At 57.0% G+C, this 14755-nt stretch carries 26 protein-coding genes; all 26 read left to right on the top strand.

What is annotated here, in order from left to right; all coding sequences use genetic code 11:
* The first annotated feature begins 26 nt into the window (after positions 1-26).
* The 26 genes from fusA to rpsM all read left to right on the top strand — a co-directional run bounded on the left by fusA (position 27) and on the right by rpsM (position 14754).
* Positions 27-2123 (top strand): elongation factor G, encoded by a 2097-nt coding sequence (gene fusA / locus BT173_RS09115; protein WP_072428427.1) that lies wholly within the window; start codon positions 27-29, stop codon positions 2121-2123.
* A 63-nt stretch (positions 2124-2186) separates the two neighbouring features.
* A complete protein-coding gene (gene tuf, locus BT173_RS09110) occupies positions 2187-3323 on the top strand; it encodes an elongation factor Tu (RefSeq protein WP_072428333.1) in 1137 nt (378 codons plus the stop codon).
* 92 nt (positions 3324-3415) lie between these two features.
* Entirely contained in the window at positions 3416-3727 is a 312-nt protein-coding gene (rpsJ, locus tag BT173_RS09105; protein WP_072428332.1) for a 30S ribosomal protein S10, read from the top strand.
* Positions 3728-3892: 165 nt separating this feature from the next.
* Positions 3893-4537: a 50S ribosomal protein L3 gene (gene rplC, locus BT173_RS09100; protein ID WP_072428331.1), complete on the top strand. Its 645-nt coding sequence runs from the start codon at positions 3893-3895 to the stop codon at positions 4535-4537.
* Positions 4537-5160 carry a 50S ribosomal protein L4 gene (gene rplD / locus BT173_RS09095; RefSeq protein WP_072428330.1) on the top strand — a complete coding sequence of 208 codons (624 nt, stop codon included), beginning with the start codon at positions 4537-4539 and terminating at the stop codon, positions 5158-5160. The genes rplC and rplD overlap by 1 nt, the downstream gene beginning before the upstream one ends.
* 5 nt (positions 5161-5165) lie before the next feature.
* Positions 5166-5462: a 50S ribosomal protein L23 gene (gene rplW, locus BT173_RS09090; RefSeq protein ID WP_373279665.1), complete on the top strand. Its 297-nt coding sequence runs from the start codon at positions 5166-5168 to the stop codon at positions 5460-5462.
* 11 nt (positions 5463-5473) lie between these two features.
* Entirely contained in the window at positions 5474-6304 is an 831-nt protein-coding gene (gene rplB / locus BT173_RS09085; protein WP_072428328.1) for a 50S ribosomal protein L2, read from the top strand.
* Between the two features lie 6 nt (positions 6305-6310).
* Positions 6311-6586: a 30S ribosomal protein S19 gene (gene rpsS / locus BT173_RS09080; protein ID WP_072428327.1), complete on the top strand. Its 276-nt coding sequence runs from the start codon at positions 6311-6313 to the stop codon at positions 6584-6586.
* Positions 6587-6592: 6 nt separating this feature from the next.
* Positions 6593-6922, top strand: coding sequence for a 50S ribosomal protein L22 (rplV, locus tag BT173_RS09075; RefSeq protein WP_072428326.1), 330 nt, complete (start codon positions 6593-6595; stop codon positions 6920-6922).
* 7 nt (positions 6923-6929) lie between these two features.
* Positions 6930-7634 (top strand): 30S ribosomal protein S3, encoded by a 705-nt coding sequence (rpsC, locus tag BT173_RS09070; protein ID WP_072428325.1) that lies wholly within the window; start codon positions 6930-6932, stop codon positions 7632-7634.
* Entirely contained in the window at positions 7618-8034 is a 417-nt protein-coding gene (gene rplP / locus BT173_RS09065) for a 50S ribosomal protein L16 (protein WP_072428324.1), read from the top strand. The genes rpsC and rplP overlap by 17 nt, the downstream gene beginning before the upstream one ends.
* A 1-nt stretch (position 8035) precedes the next feature.
* On the top strand, positions 8036-8224 hold the full coding sequence (gene rpmC / locus BT173_RS09060; protein WP_072428426.1) for a 50S ribosomal protein L29: 189 nt from the start codon (positions 8036-8038) through the stop codon (positions 8222-8224).
* Entirely contained in the window at positions 8225-8488 is a 264-nt protein-coding gene (gene rpsQ / locus BT173_RS09055) for a 30S ribosomal protein S17 (protein WP_072428323.1), read from the top strand. It begins immediately after the preceding gene.
* 226 nt (positions 8489-8714) lie between these two features.
* On the top strand, positions 8715-9083 hold the full coding sequence (gene rplN / locus BT173_RS09050; RefSeq protein WP_072428322.1) for a 50S ribosomal protein L14: 369 nt from the start codon (positions 8715-8717) through the stop codon (positions 9081-9083).
* 9 nt (positions 9084-9092) lie between these two features.
* Positions 9093-9410 (top strand): 50S ribosomal protein L24, encoded by a 318-nt coding sequence (gene rplX / locus BT173_RS09045; protein ID WP_072428321.1) that lies wholly within the window; start codon positions 9093-9095, stop codon positions 9408-9410.
* A gap of 10 nt (positions 9411-9420) precedes the next feature.
* On the top strand, positions 9421-9960 hold the full coding sequence (rplE, locus tag BT173_RS09040; protein ID WP_072428320.1) for a 50S ribosomal protein L5: 540 nt from the start codon (positions 9421-9423) through the stop codon (positions 9958-9960).
* Positions 9961-9968: 8 nt separating this feature from the next.
* Positions 9969-10274 (top strand): 30S ribosomal protein S14, encoded by a 306-nt coding sequence (gene rpsN / locus BT173_RS09035; protein ID WP_072428319.1) that lies wholly within the window; start codon positions 9969-9971, stop codon positions 10272-10274.
* An 11-nt stretch (positions 10275-10285) separates the two neighbouring features.
* The gene (rpsH, locus tag BT173_RS09030; RefSeq protein ID WP_072428318.1) at positions 10286-10681 is read left to right on the top strand and encodes a 30S ribosomal protein S8; all 396 of its coding nucleotides are present in this window, start codon (positions 10286-10288) and stop codon (positions 10679-10681) included.
* A 10-nt stretch (positions 10682-10691) separates the two neighbouring features.
* Positions 10692-11225, top strand: coding sequence for a 50S ribosomal protein L6 (gene rplF, locus BT173_RS09025; RefSeq protein ID WP_072428317.1), 534 nt, complete (start codon positions 10692-10694; stop codon positions 11223-11225).
* Between the two features lie 15 nt (positions 11226-11240).
* Positions 11241-11594 carry a 50S ribosomal protein L18 gene (rplR, locus tag BT173_RS09020; RefSeq protein ID WP_072428316.1) on the top strand — a complete coding sequence of 118 codons (354 nt, stop codon included), beginning with the start codon at positions 11241-11243 and terminating at the stop codon, positions 11592-11594.
* Between the two features lie 9 nt (positions 11595-11603).
* Positions 11604-12125 carry a 30S ribosomal protein S5 gene (gene rpsE, locus BT173_RS09015; RefSeq protein WP_072428315.1) on the top strand — a complete coding sequence of 174 codons (522 nt, stop codon included), beginning with the start codon at positions 11604-11606 and terminating at the stop codon, positions 12123-12125.
* Positions 12118-12300: a 50S ribosomal protein L30 gene (gene rpmD, locus BT173_RS09010; protein WP_072428314.1), complete on the top strand. Its 183-nt coding sequence runs from the start codon at positions 12118-12120 to the stop codon at positions 12298-12300. Before rpsE ends, rpmD begins: the two co-directional genes overlap by 8 nt.
* A complete protein-coding gene (rplO, locus tag BT173_RS09005; RefSeq protein WP_072428313.1) occupies positions 12301-12735 on the top strand; it encodes a 50S ribosomal protein L15 in 435 nt (144 codons plus the stop codon).
* A 36-nt stretch (positions 12736-12771) separates the two neighbouring features.
* On the top strand, positions 12772-14070 hold the full coding sequence (gene secY / locus BT173_RS09000; protein WP_217651435.1) for a preprotein translocase subunit SecY: 1299 nt from the start codon (positions 12772-12774) through the stop codon (positions 14068-14070).
* A 131-nt stretch (positions 14071-14201) separates the two neighbouring features.
* On the top strand, positions 14202-14315 hold the full coding sequence (rpmJ, locus tag BT173_RS08995; protein WP_072428311.1) for a 50S ribosomal protein L36: 114 nt from the start codon (positions 14202-14204) through the stop codon (positions 14313-14315).
* 76 nt (positions 14316-14391) lie between these two features.
* Complete coding sequence (gene rpsM / locus BT173_RS08990; protein ID WP_072428310.1) at positions 14392-14754, top strand: 30S ribosomal protein S13; 363 nt, start codon at positions 14392-14394, stop codon at positions 14752-14754.
* Position 14755: the final 1 nt, after the last annotated feature.

Genomic DNA, 14755 nt, shown 5'->3' with positions numbered 1-14755 from the left:
CACCCTTTTAAGCAAAGGTATTGGCTGTGGCTCGCATTACACCCATTGAACGCTACCGGAACATCGGTATCAGCGCGCACATCGACGCGGGTAAAACCACGACGACTGAGCGCATCCTTTTCTACACCGGTGTGAACCACAAGATCGGTGAAGTGCACGATGGCGCCGCCACCATGGACTGGATGGAGCAGGAGCAGGAGCGTGGTATCACGATTACCTCCGCTGCGACCACCACGTTCTGGAAGGGTATGGCCAACCAGTACGACCAGCATCGCTTCAACATCATCGACACCCCGGGTCACGTTGACTTCACGATTGAAGTTGAGCGTTCGATGCGCGTGCTCGACGGTGCTTGCATGGTTTACTGCGCTGTGGGCGGTGTTCAGCCTCAGTCGGAAACTGTGTGGCGTCAGGCTAATAAGTACAAGGTGCCACGCCTGGCCTTCGTGAACAAGATGGACCGTACTGGTGCCAACTTCTTCCGCGTGGTTGAGCAGTTGCGCACCCGCCTGAAGGCCAACCCGGTGCCGGTGGTGATTCCTATCGGTGCTGAAGACAACTTCGCCGGCGTGGTCGACCTCCTGAAGATGCAGGCCATCTTCTGGGATGAAGCTTCGCAGGGTATGAAGTTTGAGTACCGCGATATTCCCGCTGAGCTGGTGGCGGTGGCTACCGAGTGGCGCGAAAAGATGGTGGAATCGGCTGCTGAGGCATCCGAAGAGCTGATGAACAAGTACCTGGAAGAAGGCGACCTCTCCGAGGCCGAAATCGTTCAGGCGCTGCGTCAGCGCACCATTGCTTGCGAAATCCAGCCGATGTTGTGCGGTACCGCGTTCAAGAACAAGGGCGTGCAGCGCATGCTCGACGCGGTGATCGATTTCCTGCCGTCGCCGGTTGATATTCCGCCGGTCAATGGTGTGGATGATAAGGAGCAGCCGGTTACCCGCGAAGCTTCCGACACGGCACCGTTCTCCGCGCTGGCCTTCAAGCTGATGAACGACCCCTATGTCGGTCAGCTCACCTTCTTCCGTGTTTACTCTGGCGTCGTGAATTCTGGCGACACCGTGATGAACGCCGTGAAGGGCAAGAAGGAGCGCATGGGTCGTATCGTGCAAATGCACGCTAACGATCGTCAGGAAATCGACGAAGTGCGCGCTGGTGACATCGCCGCCGGTATCGGCCTGAAGGATGTGACCACGGGTGAAACCCTGTGCTCGCCTGACCATCCGGTCATTCTTGAGCGCATGGTATTCCCGGAGCCGGTGATCTCGGTGGCGGTTGAGCCGAAGACCAAGGCTGACCAGGAGAAGATGGGCGTTGCCCTGAATCGCCTGGCCAAGGAAGACCCGTCGTTCCGCGTGCGTACCGACGAAGAAACCGGCCAGACCATCATGTCCGGCATGGGTGAGCTGCACCTGGAAATTCTGGTTGATCGCATGAAGCGCGAATTCGGCGTGGAAGCGAACGTGGGTGCCCCGCAAGTGGCTTACCGCGAAACCATCACCAAGATCGCTACGGACGTGGAAGGTAAGCACGCCAAGCAGTCGGGTGGTAAGGGTCAGTACGGCCATTGCGTGATCACGGTCGAGCCTTCGGGCGAAGGCAAGGGCTACCAGTTCATCGATGAAATCAAGGGCGGTACCATTCCGCGCGAATTCATCCCGTCGGTGGACAAGGGTATTCAGAACACCCTGAAGTCGGGCGTTCTGGCTGGCTTCCCGGTGGTGGATGTCAAGGTTCGCCTGACCTTCGGTTCTTACCATGACGTCGACTCGTCGCAGATCGCTTTCGAACTGGCTGGCTCGCTGGCCTTTAAGGAAGCCATGCGTCGCGCGGGTCCGGTGATTCTGGAGCCAATGATGGCTGTGGAAATCGAAACGCCGGAAGACTACATGGGTGACATCATGGGTGACATCTCGTCGCGTCGCGGCATGCTGCAAGGCATGGACGACAACCCGGCGGGTGGCAAGATGATCAAGGCCGAAGTGCCGCTGTCGGAGATGTTCGGTTACTCGACCACCCTGCGCTCGATGTCGCAAGGTCGTGCTACCTACTCGATGGAATTCAAGCATTACTCGGAAGCCCCGCGTAATGTCGCTGAAGCGATCATCAACAAGAAGTAAACGGTATTGCCGGGCCCTTGGGTCCGGCAATCTGTAACCCTAATTCAGATTAAGGATTGAGAAATGGCTAAGGAAAAGTTCGAGCGGACAAAACCGCACGTAAACGTTGGCACGATTGGTCACGTTGACCACGGCAAGACCACGCTGACTGCAGCGATCACCACCATTCTGTCGAAGAAGTTCGGTGGCGAAGCCAAGGGTTACGACCAAATCGACAGCGCGCCGGAAGAAAAGGCACGTGGTATTACCATCAATACCGCACACGTCGAATACGAAACCGAAAACCGTCACTACGCTCACGTTGACTGCCCAGGTCACGCTGACTACGTGAAGAACATGATTACCGGTGCTGCCCAGATGGACGGCGCGATCCTGGTGGTGTCCTCGGCTGACGGCCCCATGCCGCAGACCCGCTTTTTTTTTTACATGGTCGACGACGCCGAACTGCTCGAGCTCGTTGAAATGGAAGTCCGTGAACTGCTGAGCAAGTACGATTTCCCGGGTGACGACCTGCCCATCATCAAGGGTTCGGCACTGAAGGCCCTGGAAGGCGACCAATCGGAAATCGGCGAACCCGCCATCTTCCGTCTGGCTGAAGCGCTGGACAGCTACATCCCGACTCCGGAACGTGCCATCGACGGCGCCTTCCTGATGCCGGTGGAAGATGTGTTCTCGATCTCGGGTCGCGGCACCGTGGTGACCGGTCGCGTTGAGCGTGGCATCGTCAAGGTTGGCGAAGAAATCGAAATCGTCGGTATCGTCCCGACCGTCAAGACCACCTGTACCGGCGTGGAAATGTTCCGCAAGCTGCTGGACCAAGGTCAGGCTGGCGACAACATCGGCGCCCTGCTGCGCGGCACCAAGCGTGAAGACGTTCAGCGTGGTCAGGTTCTGTCCAAGCCGGGCTCGATCAAGCCGCACACCAAGTTCACCGGTTCGGTGTACGTGCTGTCCAAGGACGAAGGTGGTCGTCACACCCCGTTCTTCAATGGCTACCGTCCGCAGTTCTACTTCCGTACCACTGACGTGACCGGTGCGGTTGAGCTGCCGGCTGGCACCGAAATGGTGATGCCAGGCGACAACGTGGAAGTGACCGTTGCGCTGATCGCCCCGATCGCCATGGAGCAAGGTCTGCGCTTCGCGATCCGCGAAGGTGGCCGTACCGTTGGCGCCGGCGTTGTGGCGAAGATCATCGAGTAATAGCTTGATCCGGGCAGGCCTTCGGGTCTGCCTGTTCTGCTCTTTATCTATCTGGCGGCCCTTGCGGCTCGCCCTGTTCTTTGGAAGAAATCATGGCTAATCAAAAGATTCGTATCCGCCTCAAGGCTTATGACTACGCGCTGATCGACCGTTCCGCTCAGGAAATCGTTGACACCGCCAAGCGCACTGGCGCTGTGGTCAAGGGTCCGGTTCCGCTGCCCACCAAGATCGAGCGTTTCGATGTGCTGCGTTCGCCGCACGTCAACAAGACCTCGCGTGATCAGTTGGAAATCCGTACTCACCTGCGTCTGATGGACATCGTGGATCCGACTGACAAGACTGTCGATGCGCTGATGAAGCTGGACCTGCCGGCTGGTGTGGATGTGGAAATCAAGCTGCAATAAATTCTTGCATTAAACCAAGAACTTGCAGTAATATCGCGGGCTCGCTGTAATGGCGGGCCCGCGATTGCTTTTTGTGCGGCCGATTTTCGGCCTGTATGGATTGCAAAAGTGCGGTTTATCAGGATCGCCAGCCAATCGTAGCTGGCCCTTTGAAAGGAAAGAACGATGAGCTTAGGACTTATCGGGCGCAAGGTCGGCATGACCCGCGTGTTCACTGAAGACGGCGCGTCCGTTCCGGTGACCGTGTTGGATCTGTCTGCCAATCGCGTCTCTCAAATCAAGACGCAAGAAGTCGATGGCTACACTGCTGTGCAGTTGGCTTTTGGCGAGCGTCGCGCTAGCCGTGTTAACAAGGCTGAGGCCGGTCACTTCGCTAAGGCGGGTATCGAAGCCGGTCGTGGTCTGCACGAATTCGCGCTGTCGGCTGAACAACTGGCTCAGTATCAGCCGGGCAGCCAAATCACTGTAGAAATCTTCTCGGTGGGTCAGCTGGTCGATGTGACCGGTACCTCGCAGGGTAAGGGTTTTTCCGGTGCTATCAAGCGTCACAACTTCAGCTCCCAGCGTGCTTCCCACGGTAACTCCGTGTCGCACAACGCCCCCGGTTCTATCGGTATGGCGCAGGATCCGGGTCGCGTTTTCCCGGGTAAGCGCATGGCGGGTCAGTACGGTAACGTCAAGCGTACCGTGCAGAATCTGGAAGTAGTGCGTGTTGATGCCGAACGCGGTCTGTTGCTCGTGAAGGGTGCTGTTCCTGGCTCCAAGGGCAATGACGTGGTCGTGCGTCCCAGCGTGAAGGCAGGTGCGTGATGGAACTGAAAGTCATTAATGCTAGCGGCCAAGCCGCTGCCAGCGTGACCGCTTCCGACGCCTTGTTCGGTCGCGATTACAACGAAGATCTGGTGCATCAGGTTGTTACTGCTTATCTGGCCAATGCCCGTAGCGGCAATCGTGCTCAGAAGGGCCGTAGCGATGTTGCCAAGTCGACTCGCAAGCCTTGGCGTCAAAAGGGTACGGGCCGTGCTCGTGCCGGTATGGCGTCCAGCCCGCTGTGGCGTGGTGGTGGTCGTATCTTCCCGAATAGCCCGGAAGAGAACTTCAGCCAAAAGGTAAACCGCAAGATGTACCGCGCTGGCGTGGCGACCATTCTGTCGCAGCTGGTGCGTGAAGAGCGTCTGGTGGTGGTCGAGGACTTCGTGGCTGAAAGCCCGAAGACCAAGGCATTTGCCGCCAAGCTGGCTGCCATGGGTCTGAATGAGCGCACCCTGATCGTCACCGACAATCTGGATGAGAACCTCTACCTGGCATCGCGCAATCTGCCGAATGTGCTCGTACTCGAGCCGTCGCAAGCCGATCCGGTCAGCCTGGTTCGCTTCAAGAAGGTGCTGGTCACTCGCGAGGCCCTCAAGCAAATCGAGGAGATTCTGGCATGACTAAACTGAATGAAGACCGTCTGCTCCAGGTGCTGTTGGCACCGGTGATCTCCGAGAAGAGCACCATGGTGGCTGACAAGAACGAACAAGTCGTGTTCCGTGTGGCCAGCGACGCAACCAAGCCGGAAATCAAGGCTGCGGTTGAGCTGCTGTTCAAGGTGCAGGTCGAGTCCGTCCAAGTCACCAACGTTAAGCCCAAGCAGAAGCGTTTCGGCCGCTCGATCGGCTATCGCAAGGCTTGGAAGAAGGCTTACGTTGCCCTCAAGCCAGGTCAAGAAATCGACCTGCAAGCTGCAGCTTAAGGAGAACGACGATGCTGGTAAAAGTTAAACCGACTTCCCCCGGTCGCCGTTCGGTTGTCAAGGTTGTCAGCCCCGAGCTGCACAAAGGCAAGCCTTACGCTCCGCTGGTCGAAGCTCAAAGCAAGAACGCCGGTCGTAACAACCGCGGTGTGGTTACTGTGCGTCACCAAGGTGGTGGCCATAAGCAGCACTACCGTCTGGTTGATTTCCGTCGCAACAAGGATGGCATCGTTGCGAACGTGGAACGTCTGGAATACGACCCGAACCGTACCGCTCACATCGCGCTGCTGTGCTACGCCGATGGCGAACGTCGCTACATCATCGCTCCGCGTGGCCTGAAGGTTGGCGCGCAGGTGGTGAGTGGTGCCGATGCGCCGATCAAGGTGGGCAATACGCTGCCGCTGCGCAATATCCCTGTCGGTAGCACCATCCACTGCATCGAAATGCAACCGGGCAAGGGCGCGCAAATTGCACGTTCGGCCGGTGCTTCGGTTCAGCTGCTGGCTCGCGAAGGTGCTTACGCCCAGCTGCGTCTGCGCTCCGGTGAAATCCGCCGTGTGCACGTTGACTGCCGCGCCACCATTGGCGAAGTGGGTAACGAAGAGCACAACCTGCGCAAGATCGGTAAGGCTGGTGCTGTGCGTTGGCGCGGTATTCGCCCGACCGTTCGCGGTACGGCGATGAACCCGATCGATCACCCGCACGGTGGTGGTGAAGGTCGTACTGGTGAAGGTCGTGTGCCGGTTAGCCCGTGGGGTACCCCGACTAAGGGTTACCGTACCCGCAGCAACAAGCGCACCGACAATATGATCGTGCGCCGTCGCTATTCGAACAAGGGGTAATTAGACATGGCTCGTTCCGTTAAAAAAGGCCCGTTTGTCGACGCCCACCTGCTGAAGAAGATCGAAGCAGTTCGCGCGACCAACGACAAGCGCCCGGTCAAGACCTGGTCCCGTCGCTCCACCGTACTGCCCGACTTCGTTGGTCTGACCATCGCGGTGCACAACGGTAAGCAACACGTTCCCGTTTACATCAACGAGAACATGGTTGGTCACAAGCTAGGCGAGTTTTCGCTGACCCGTACGTTCAAGGGTCATGCCGCCGACAAGAAAGCTAAGAGGTAAGACGCGATGCAAACCTCCGCTATTTTGAGTGGTGCCCGCATTTCGGCTCAGAAAGCACGCCTGGTCGCTGACCTGGTGCGCGGCAAGCCGGTTGAGCAGGCGCTGAACATCCTGACCTTCAGCCCGAAAAAGGGCGCGGTCATCATCAAGAAGTTGTTGCTGTCGGCGATTGCAAATGCTGAACACAACGACGGCGCCGACATCGACGCGCTCAAGGTGAAGACTATTTTTGTGGACAAGGGTGCCAGCCTCAAGCGTTTCACCGCACGTGCCAAGGGCCGCGGTAATCGCATCGAGAAGCAAACTTGCCACATCACCCTGGCCGTGGGCGAGTGAGGACGATATGGGACAGAAAATTCATCCGACGGGTTTCCGTCTAGCCGTCAACAAGAACTGGGCCTCGAAGTGGTATGCGAATAGCAAAAACTTCCCGGCCATGCTTGCTGAGGACATCAAGGTACGCGAGTTCCTGAAGAAAAAGTTGTCGCATGCCTCGGTTGGCCGCATCGTTATCGAGCGTCCTGCCAAGAACGCCCGCATCACCATTCACAGCGCCCGTCCGGGTGTGGTGATTGGCAAGAAGGGTGAAGACATCGAGATCCTGAAGCGTGACCTGGTCAAGCTGATGGGTGTGCCGGTGCACATCAACATCGAAGAAATCCGCAAGCCGGAAATCGACTCGCAAGTGATTGCTGACTCGATCGCCGCTCAGCTGGAAAAGCGCGTGATGTTCCGTCGCGCCATGAAGCGTGCTATGCAAAACGCCATGCGTCTGGGTGCTCAAGGCATCAAGATCATGTCGTCGGGCCGTCTGAATGGTATCGAAATCGCGCGTACCGAGTGGTACCGCGAAGGCCGTGTGCCTTTGCATACCCTGCGTGCTGACATCGACTACGCGACTTCGGAAGCGAAGACGACCTACGGCATCATCGGTATCAAGGTGTGGGTGTACAAGGGTGATGTGAAGGCTGGCGAACAAGTCGCTGCCCAGCCGGAACAAGCCGAACGCAAGCCGCGAAAGGGGCCTCGAAATGCTGCAGCCAACTAGACTCAAGTACCGCAAACAGCAGAAGGGCCGTAACACCGGCGTTGCTACCCGCGGTAACAAGGTTAGCTTCGGTGAGTGGGGCCTGAAGGCCATCGGTCGCGGTCGTTTGACTGCTCGCCAGATCGAAGCTGCTCGTCGTGCCATGACCCGTCACATCAAGCGTGGTGGTCGTGTGTGGATCCGCGTGTTCCCGGACAAGCCGATTTCTTCCAAGCCTGCCGAAGTTCGGATGGGTAATGGTAAGGGTAGCCCGGAATACTATGTCGCCGAAATCCAGCCTGGTAAGGTGCTGTACGAGATGGACGGCGTGGACGAGACTCTCGCCCGCGAAGCCTTCCGTCTGGCCGCTGCCAAGCTGCCGATCGCGACGACTTTCGTAACCCGTCATGTGGGGCAGTGAGATGAAAACGACTGAATTGCGTAACAAGTCGGTCGATGAGCTCAAGACCGAGCTCACCTCGCTCCTGAAGGCCCAGTTCGGCCTGCGCATGCAGCTGGCTACCCAGCAGCTTGCCAAGACCAGTGAACTGAAGCGTGTTCGCCGCGATATCGCGCGCGTTCGCACCATCCTGGCTGAGAAGGTGGCGTAAATGACCGAAACTAAACTGAAGCGTTCGCTGACCGGCCGTGTGGTCAGCAACAAAATGGACAAGACTGTGACCGTGCTGGTCGAGCGTAAGGTTAAGCACCCGCTCTACGGCAAGATCATCCGTCTGTCCAAGAAGTACCACGCTCACGACGAAGCCAATGCCTACGGGGAAGGCGACGTGGTGACCATCGAGGAAACCCGTCCGCTGTCCAAGACCAAGTCCTGGATCGTGACGAGCCTCGTGGAGAAGGCGCGCACTGTCTAATCTGCGGATTAGTATAGGTTTTTAGCGCGATGTGCTTGTCAGGGCATTCTGCCATGTGTAGAATGCCCTGCTTTCCATCCTGCGTCTGAAGTAGCTTCTTGCTGCGGATGATGGTTGGAAGTGTCTCCCTTACGGGGTCCAAAACTAGCTGTCGTGCCGCGGCTTGCTTGCGGCGCTGCCGGGTTTGCCGGTGGTGAGTGACAGGTTAAGTTGGAGGTTTTTATTCATGATTCAAATGCAATCCATGCTGGATGTTGCTGACAACACCGGTGCACGTTCGGTTATGTGCATCAAGGTGCTGGGCGGCTCCAAGCGTCGTTATGCTTCGGTTGGCGACATTATCAAGGTCTCCATCAAGGACGCCGCACCGCGTGGTCGTGTGAAGAAGGGCGACGTTTATAACGCCGTCGTGGTTCGCACTGCCAAGGGTGTTCGTCGTGCTGATGGCCAGCTCATCAAGTTTGATGGCAATGCCGCTGTGCTCCTCAACAACAAGCTTGAGCCGATCGGCACCCGTATTTTCGGGCCAGTCACTCGTGAACTGCGCACTGAGCGCTTCATGAAGATCGTCTCGTTGGCGCCAGAAGTGCTGTAAGGAGCGGGCATGAACAAGATTCGTAAAGGCGACGAAGTCGTCGTCATCACCGGCAAGGACAAAGGCAAGCGCGGTACCGTGCTGAACGTTCTGGTGGGTGACAAGGTGGTTGTTGAAGGTATCAATGTCGTCAAGAAGCACCAGAAGCCGAACCCGGTTCGCGGTGTTGTTGGCGGTATTGTCGACAAAACCATGCCGATTAACGTGTCCAATGTGGCTATCTTCAATCCGGCCACCCAGAAGGCTGATCGCGTTGGCTTCAAGCTTCTCGATGACGGCAAGAAGGTTCGCGTGTTCAAGTCGAACGGCGAAGTGGTCGGGGGCTAAGGGGTAGAACATGGCTCGTTTGCAAGATTTCTACAAAGAAACCGTCGTTGCGCAACTGACTGAAAAGTTCGGCTACAAGTCGATCATGGAAGTCCCGCGCATCGAAAAGATCACCATCAACATGGGTGTTGGCGAAGCGGTTGCTGACAAGAAGGTCATGGAGCACGCCGTTGGCGACCTGACCAAGATTGCCGGCCAAAAGCCCGTCGTCACCCTGTCGAAGAAGTCGATTGCCGGCTTCAAGATTCGTGACAACTATCCGGTTGGTTGCAAGGTCACACTGCGCCGTGAGCGTATGTATGAATTCCTGGATCGTCTGGTGACCATCGCCTTGCCGCGTGTTCGCGACTTCCGTGGTATTTCCGCTAAGTCCTTTGATGGCCGTGGTAACTACAACATGGGCGTTAAAGAACAGATCATTTTCCCGGAAATCGAATACGACAAGATCGACGCGCTGCGTGGTATGAACATCACGATTACCACAACCGCGAAGACCGACGAAGAGGCCCGTGCGCTTCTCGCCGCGTTCAAGTTCCCGTTCAAGAACTGAGGTTTGCCATGGCTAAACTCGCTTTGATCAATCGTCAAGAGAAGCGCGCCAAGCTGGTGGAGAAATTCGCCGCTAAGCGTGCAAAGCTGCTGGCAATCATCAACGACCAGAACCTGACCGACGAAGAGCGTTTCGACGCTCGCCTGAAGTTGCAGGCCCTGCCCCGTAATGCCAACCCGACGCGTCTGCGCAACCGTTGCTCGATCACCGGTCGCCCACGTGGTGTGTTCCGCAAGTTCGGCCTGGGTCGCAACAAGCTGCGCGAAATCGCGCTGCGTGGCGAGATTCCTGGCGTCGTCAAGGCCAGCTGGTAAGGAGATCACGAATGAGTATGCATGATCCCATCGCCGATATGCTGACCCGCGTCCGTAACGCTCAGCGCGCGGACAAGCCGTCGGTGACTATGCCTTCGTCCAAGCTGAAGGTGGCTATTGCCGCCGTGCTGAAGGATGAGGGTTATATCGAAAACTTCGCCATCACTGGCGAAGAAAAGAAGCCCCAGCTCGACATCGAGCTGAAGTATTACGCCGGTCGTCCGGTTATCGAGCGCATTGAACGCGTTTCGAAGCCTGGCCTGCGTATTTACAAGGGCGTGGAAGATATTCCGCAGGTCATGAACGGCCTCGGTATCGCCATTGTCTCCACCTCCAAGGGTGTGATGACTGACCGCAAGGCGCGCGCCCAGGGTATCGGTGGCGAGCTGCTGTGCATCGTGGCGTAAGGAGTAGACGATGTCCCGCGTAGCTAAGAACCCAATCGCGTTGCCTGCCGGTGTTGAAGTCAAGCTGGCTGGTGGCGAAATCGTTGTGAAGGGCCCGCTCGGCCAGGCTTCCCGTCCGCTGGATAGCGGCGTGGAAATCAAGCTCGAGAACAATGCCCTGATCTTCAAGGCTGTTGATGACAGCAAGCATTCTCGTGCCATGTCCGGCACGATGCGTGCCCTGCTCAACAATATGGTGACCGGTGTTTCCAAGGGCTTCGAGCGCAAGCTGAACCTGGTAGGCGTGGGTTACCGCGCTCAGGCTCAGGGCGAAACGCTCAATCTGACCCTCGGTTTCTCCCACCCAGTGGCGCACAAGATGCCCGCTGGCGTGAAGGTCGAGACGCCCTCGCAGACGGAAATCGTCCTCAAGGGTGTGGATAAGCAGCAGGTCGGTCAGGTTGCCGCCGAGATTCGCGCTTACCGCGCGCCAGAACCCTATAAGGGCAAGGGCGTTCGTTACAGCGACGAAGTGGTGGTCCTGAAAGAGACCAAGAAGAAGTAATCGAGGCTGAAGATCATGGACAAGAACGAAATTCGCCTGCGCCGGGCCCGCAAAACTCGTGCTCGCATCGCGGCGCAAAAAGTAGTGCGCTTGGCAGTGCACCGCTCCAACAGCCACATCTACGCTCAGATCATCGACGAAACCGGCAGCAAGGTTCTGGCATTCGCCTCGACCCTGGAAGCCGATGTTCGCAAAGATCTGACCAATGGCGGCAATACCGCTGCTGCCGCGCTGGTCGGCAAGCGTATTGCTGAAAAGGCCAAGGCTGCGGGCATCACTGCTGTCGCTTTTGACCGCTCTGGCTTCCACTATCACGGTCGCGTTAAGGCTCTTGCCGACGCAGCTCGTGAAGCCGGCCTCGAATTCTAAGGAGTCATTATGGCTAAGTCTGATATCGAAGATCGCGGCGACGGCTTGCGGGAGAAGATGATCAGCGTCAACCGCGTCACGAAAGTGGTGAAGGGTGGCCGGATCATGGGTTTCGCCGCGCTGACCGTGGTTGGTGATGGTGATGGCCGCATCGGCATGGGCAAGGGCAAGTCGAAAGAAGTGCCGGTTGCTGTGCAGAAGGCAATGGAAGAAGCCCGTCGTAAGCTGGTGAAGATCAGCCTGAAGAACGGCACTGTGCAACACGCTGTATTTGGTAAGCATGGCGCTACCACCGTTTTCATGCAGCCTGCTGCTGAAGGTGCTGGTATCAAGGCCGGCGGCCCGATGCGCGCTGTGTTCGAAGTGATGGGCGTGACCAATATTTCGGCCAAGTGCCACGGCTCGACCAATCCGTACAACATCGTTCGCGCGACGTTGGACGGCCTGGCCAAGCTGCGTACGCCAGCAGAAATTGCTGCCAAGCGTGGCAAGGCTGTGGAAGACATCCTGGGGGTAGAGGCAAATGGCTAACTCCAAGATCAAGGTAACGCTCGTGAAGAGCCTGATCGGTCGTCTCGAAGCACACAAGGCGTGTGCTCGTGGTCTGGGTCTGAAGAAGATCAACCAAACGGTTGAAGTCATCGACACCCCGGAAAACCGCGGCATGATCAACAAGATCAGCTACCTGCTGAAAAGCGAGAGCTAAATGGAACTGAATACGATTAAGCCCGCTGAGGGCGCCAAGCACGCTTCCAAGCGCGTTGGCCGTGGCATCGGTTCTGGCCTGGGTAAGACTTGCGGTCGTGGTCACAAGGGTCAGAAGTCGCGTTCGGGTGGTTTCCACAAGGTTGGCTTCGAAGGCGGTCAAATGCCGCTGCAACGTCGCCTGCCTAAGCGCGGTTTCAAGTCGCTGACCAAGGGTCAAACGGCTGAGCTGCGTACGGGTGACCTGGGCCGCCTGCCGGTGGAAGAAGCCGATCTGCTGGTGTTGAAGCAAGCTGGTCTGGTGCCGCAAGGCGCCAAGTCGGTCAAGCTGATCCTGGCTGGTAAGGTTGAAAAGGCTGTCAAGCTGCGCGGTGTTCTGGCTACGGCTGGTGCATTGGCTGCTCTGCAAGCCGCCGGCGGCAGCATTGCCGAATAAAGCGTAAATAAGGCGATATACGTGGCAAATCCTGCGATGGCCAGTACCGCAAGCAAGTTTGCGGATCTGAAAAAACGTATCTGGTTCCTGATTGGTGCCTTGATCGTCTATCGCATTGGTGCGCATATCCCGGTGCCGGGTATCAATCCGGCTGAGCTGGCCGCACTCTTCGATACTTCGAAGAGTGGGGCCGGCCTTTTGAACATGTTCAACATGTTCTCCGGCGGTGCACTTTCGCGCTTCACGGTCTTTGCTATCGGCATCATGCCGTACATCTCGGCCTCCATCATTTTGCAGCTCGCCTCCGAGGTGGTTCCCACCTTGAAGGAGATGAAGAAGGAAGGGGAGGCAGGGCGTCGTAAGATTACGCAGTACACGCGCTACGCTACGGTCATTCTGGCAACTTTCCAGAGTTTCGGTATCGCAGTGATGTTGTTCCGTCAGCCTAACCTGGTGATGACTGGCCAAGTGGAGTTCTACTTCACCACCGTGATTACTCTGGTTACCGGCACCATGTTCCTGATGTGGTTGGGCGAGCAGATTACTGAGCGCGGTCTGGGCAACGGTATTTCCATCCTGATCTTCGCAGGTATCGCGGCAGGCATTCCGGCTTCCATCGGTCAGACACTGACCTTGACGAGCCAGGGCGCATTGCCGATTTTCCTGGTGTTGGTTCTGGGTGTGGGTGTGGTTCTGCTGACTGCCGGTGTCGTGTTTGTCGAACGAGGCCAGCGTAAGGTCTTGGTCAACTACGCGAAGCGCCAAGTCGGTAATCGTGTGATGCAGGGGCAAAGTACGCATCTGCCACTGAAGCTCAATATGGCCGGTGTTATTCCGCCGATTTTTGCTTCAAGCATCATCCTGTTCCCGGCCACTGTGCTGTCTTGGACTGGCAACTCGGAGTCCTTCTCCTGGTTGAAGCGTATCGGTGATGGTCTGCACCCGGGCCAACCCCTGTATGTATTGCTGTATGCGGCTGCGATCATTTTCTTCTGCTACTTCTATACCGCCTTGGTTTTCAATCCCAAGGAAACGGCTGAGAACCTGAAGAAGAGTGGTGCGTTCATTCCGGGTATTCGCCCGGGTGATCAGACTGCCAAGTACATTGAACGTGTGATTCTGCGTTTGACCCTGATTGGTGCTGTTTACATCGCTGTCGTTTGCTTGATTCCGGAGTTCCTGCTGTTGCAATGGAATCTGCCCTTCTACTTCGGCGGCACATCGCTGTTGATTGTGGTGGTGGTGACGATGGACTTCATGGCGCAAGTGCAGTCGTATCTGCTCTCTCACCAGTACGAGAGTTTGCTCAAGAAAGCCAACTTCAAAGCTGGTTGATCTGAGTAGTAGATGCAGTGGTGAATTGGGCGAGTCAAGTCGCCGGGTGTTGCTCCGGTTCTCGACGGTTTGTCGAAATCCGGAGCAAAGCCTGTTTGGCTGACGCGTTTTTTAATTGAAAGGATAGAGCGATGCGAGTTCAAGCTTCGGTCAAGAAGATCTGCCGTAACTGCAAGGTCATCCGCCGCAACCGTGTTGTGCGCGTGATCTGTACCGACCCGCGGCATAAGCAGCGTCAAGGCTAAGTCACACACATCCTTGTGTGTCGGCTAGCTTAGATGCTAGAATCCGCAACTTTTTACATCTGGGGTAACGAGAACCATGGCCCGTATTGCTGGGGTAAACATTCCCAATCATCAGCATACCGTCATTGGCCTGCAGGCCATTTACGGCATCGGACAGACTCGCGCCAAGGCCATTTGTGCAACGACCGGTGTTCCTACTGATCGCAAGATCAAGGACCTGACCGATGCAGAGATGGACAAGCTGCGTGAAGAAGTCGGCAAGTTCACGGTTGAGGGCGACCTCCGCCGTGAAATCACTATGAATATCAAGCGTCTGATGGACCTCGGTTGCTACCGTGGTCTGCGCCATCGCAAGGGCTTGCCCGCGCGTGGTCAGCGCACTCGGACGAATGCCCGCACCCGCAAGGGCCCGCGTAAGGCAATCGCCGGCAAGAAGTAAG

Origin of the sequence: Chitinimonas taiwanensis DSM 18899 (assembly GCF_900119825.1) — a bacterium.
GTDB classification, from domain to species: domain Bacteria; phylum Pseudomonadota; class Gammaproteobacteria; order Burkholderiales; family Chitinimonadaceae; genus Chitinimonas; species Chitinimonas taiwanensis.
Note: the sequence above shows the minus strand (reverse complement) of the source record. Positions and strands in the feature narration are given on the sequence as shown.

Coding starts and splice junctions, on each gene's coding strand:
- tuf (WP_072428333.1), top strand. CDS start 2,187: ATGGCTAAGGAAAAGTTCGAGCGGACAAAACCGCACGTAAACGTTGGC.
- rpsJ (WP_072428332.1), top strand. CDS start 3,416: ATGGCTAATCAAAAGATTCGTATCCGCCTCAAGGCTTATGACTACGCG.
- rplC (WP_072428331.1), top strand. CDS start 3,893: ATGAGCTTAGGACTTATCGGGCGCAAGGTCGGCATGACCCGCGTGTTC.
- rplD (WP_072428330.1), top strand. CDS start 4,537: ATGGAACTGAAAGTCATTAATGCTAGCGGCCAAGCCGCTGCCAGCGTG.
- rplB (WP_072428328.1), top strand. CDS start 5,474: ATGCTGGTAAAAGTTAAACCGACTTCCCCCGGTCGCCGTTCGGTTGTC.
- rpsS (WP_072428327.1), top strand. CDS start 6,311: ATGGCTCGTTCCGTTAAAAAAGGCCCGTTTGTCGACGCCCACCTGCTG.
- rplV (WP_072428326.1), top strand. CDS start 6,593: ATGCAAACCTCCGCTATTTTGAGTGGTGCCCGCATTTCGGCTCAGAAA.
- rpsC (WP_072428325.1), top strand. CDS start 6,930: ATGGGACAGAAAATTCATCCGACGGGTTTCCGTCTAGCCGTCAACAAG.
- rplP (WP_072428324.1), top strand. CDS start 7,618: ATGCTGCAGCCAACTAGACTCAAGTACCGCAAACAGCAGAAGGGCCGT.
- rpmC (WP_072428426.1), top strand. CDS start 8,036: ATGAAAACGACTGAATTGCGTAACAAGTCGGTCGATGAGCTCAAGACC.
- rpsQ (WP_072428323.1), top strand. CDS start 8,225: ATGACCGAAACTAAACTGAAGCGTTCGCTGACCGGCCGTGTGGTCAGC.
- rplN (WP_072428322.1), top strand. CDS start 8,715: ATGATTCAAATGCAATCCATGCTGGATGTTGCTGACAACACCGGTGCA.
- rplX (WP_072428321.1), top strand. CDS start 9,093: ATGAACAAGATTCGTAAAGGCGACGAAGTCGTCGTCATCACCGGCAAG.
- rplE (WP_072428320.1), top strand. CDS start 9,421: ATGGCTCGTTTGCAAGATTTCTACAAAGAAACCGTCGTTGCGCAACTG.
- rpsN (WP_072428319.1), top strand. CDS start 9,969: ATGGCTAAACTCGCTTTGATCAATCGTCAAGAGAAGCGCGCCAAGCTG.
- rpsH (WP_072428318.1), top strand. CDS start 10,286: ATGAGTATGCATGATCCCATCGCCGATATGCTGACCCGCGTCCGTAAC.
- rplF (WP_072428317.1), top strand. CDS start 10,692: ATGTCCCGCGTAGCTAAGAACCCAATCGCGTTGCCTGCCGGTGTTGAA.
- rplR (WP_072428316.1), top strand. CDS start 11,241: ATGGACAAGAACGAAATTCGCCTGCGCCGGGCCCGCAAAACTCGTGCT.
- rpsE (WP_072428315.1), top strand. CDS start 11,604: ATGGCTAAGTCTGATATCGAAGATCGCGGCGACGGCTTGCGGGAGAAG.
- rpmD (WP_072428314.1), top strand. CDS start 12,118: ATGGCTAACTCCAAGATCAAGGTAACGCTCGTGAAGAGCCTGATCGGT.
- rplO (WP_072428313.1), top strand. CDS start 12,301: ATGGAACTGAATACGATTAAGCCCGCTGAGGGCGCCAAGCACGCTTCC.
- secY (WP_217651435.1), top strand. CDS start 12,772: ATGGCCAGTACCGCAAGCAAGTTTGCGGATCTGAAAAAACGTATCTGG.
- rpmJ (WP_072428311.1), top strand. CDS start 14,202: ATGCGAGTTCAAGCTTCGGTCAAGAAGATCTGCCGTAACTGCAAGGTC.
- rpsM (WP_072428310.1), top strand. CDS start 14,392: ATGGCCCGTATTGCTGGGGTAAACATTCCCAATCATCAGCATACCGTC.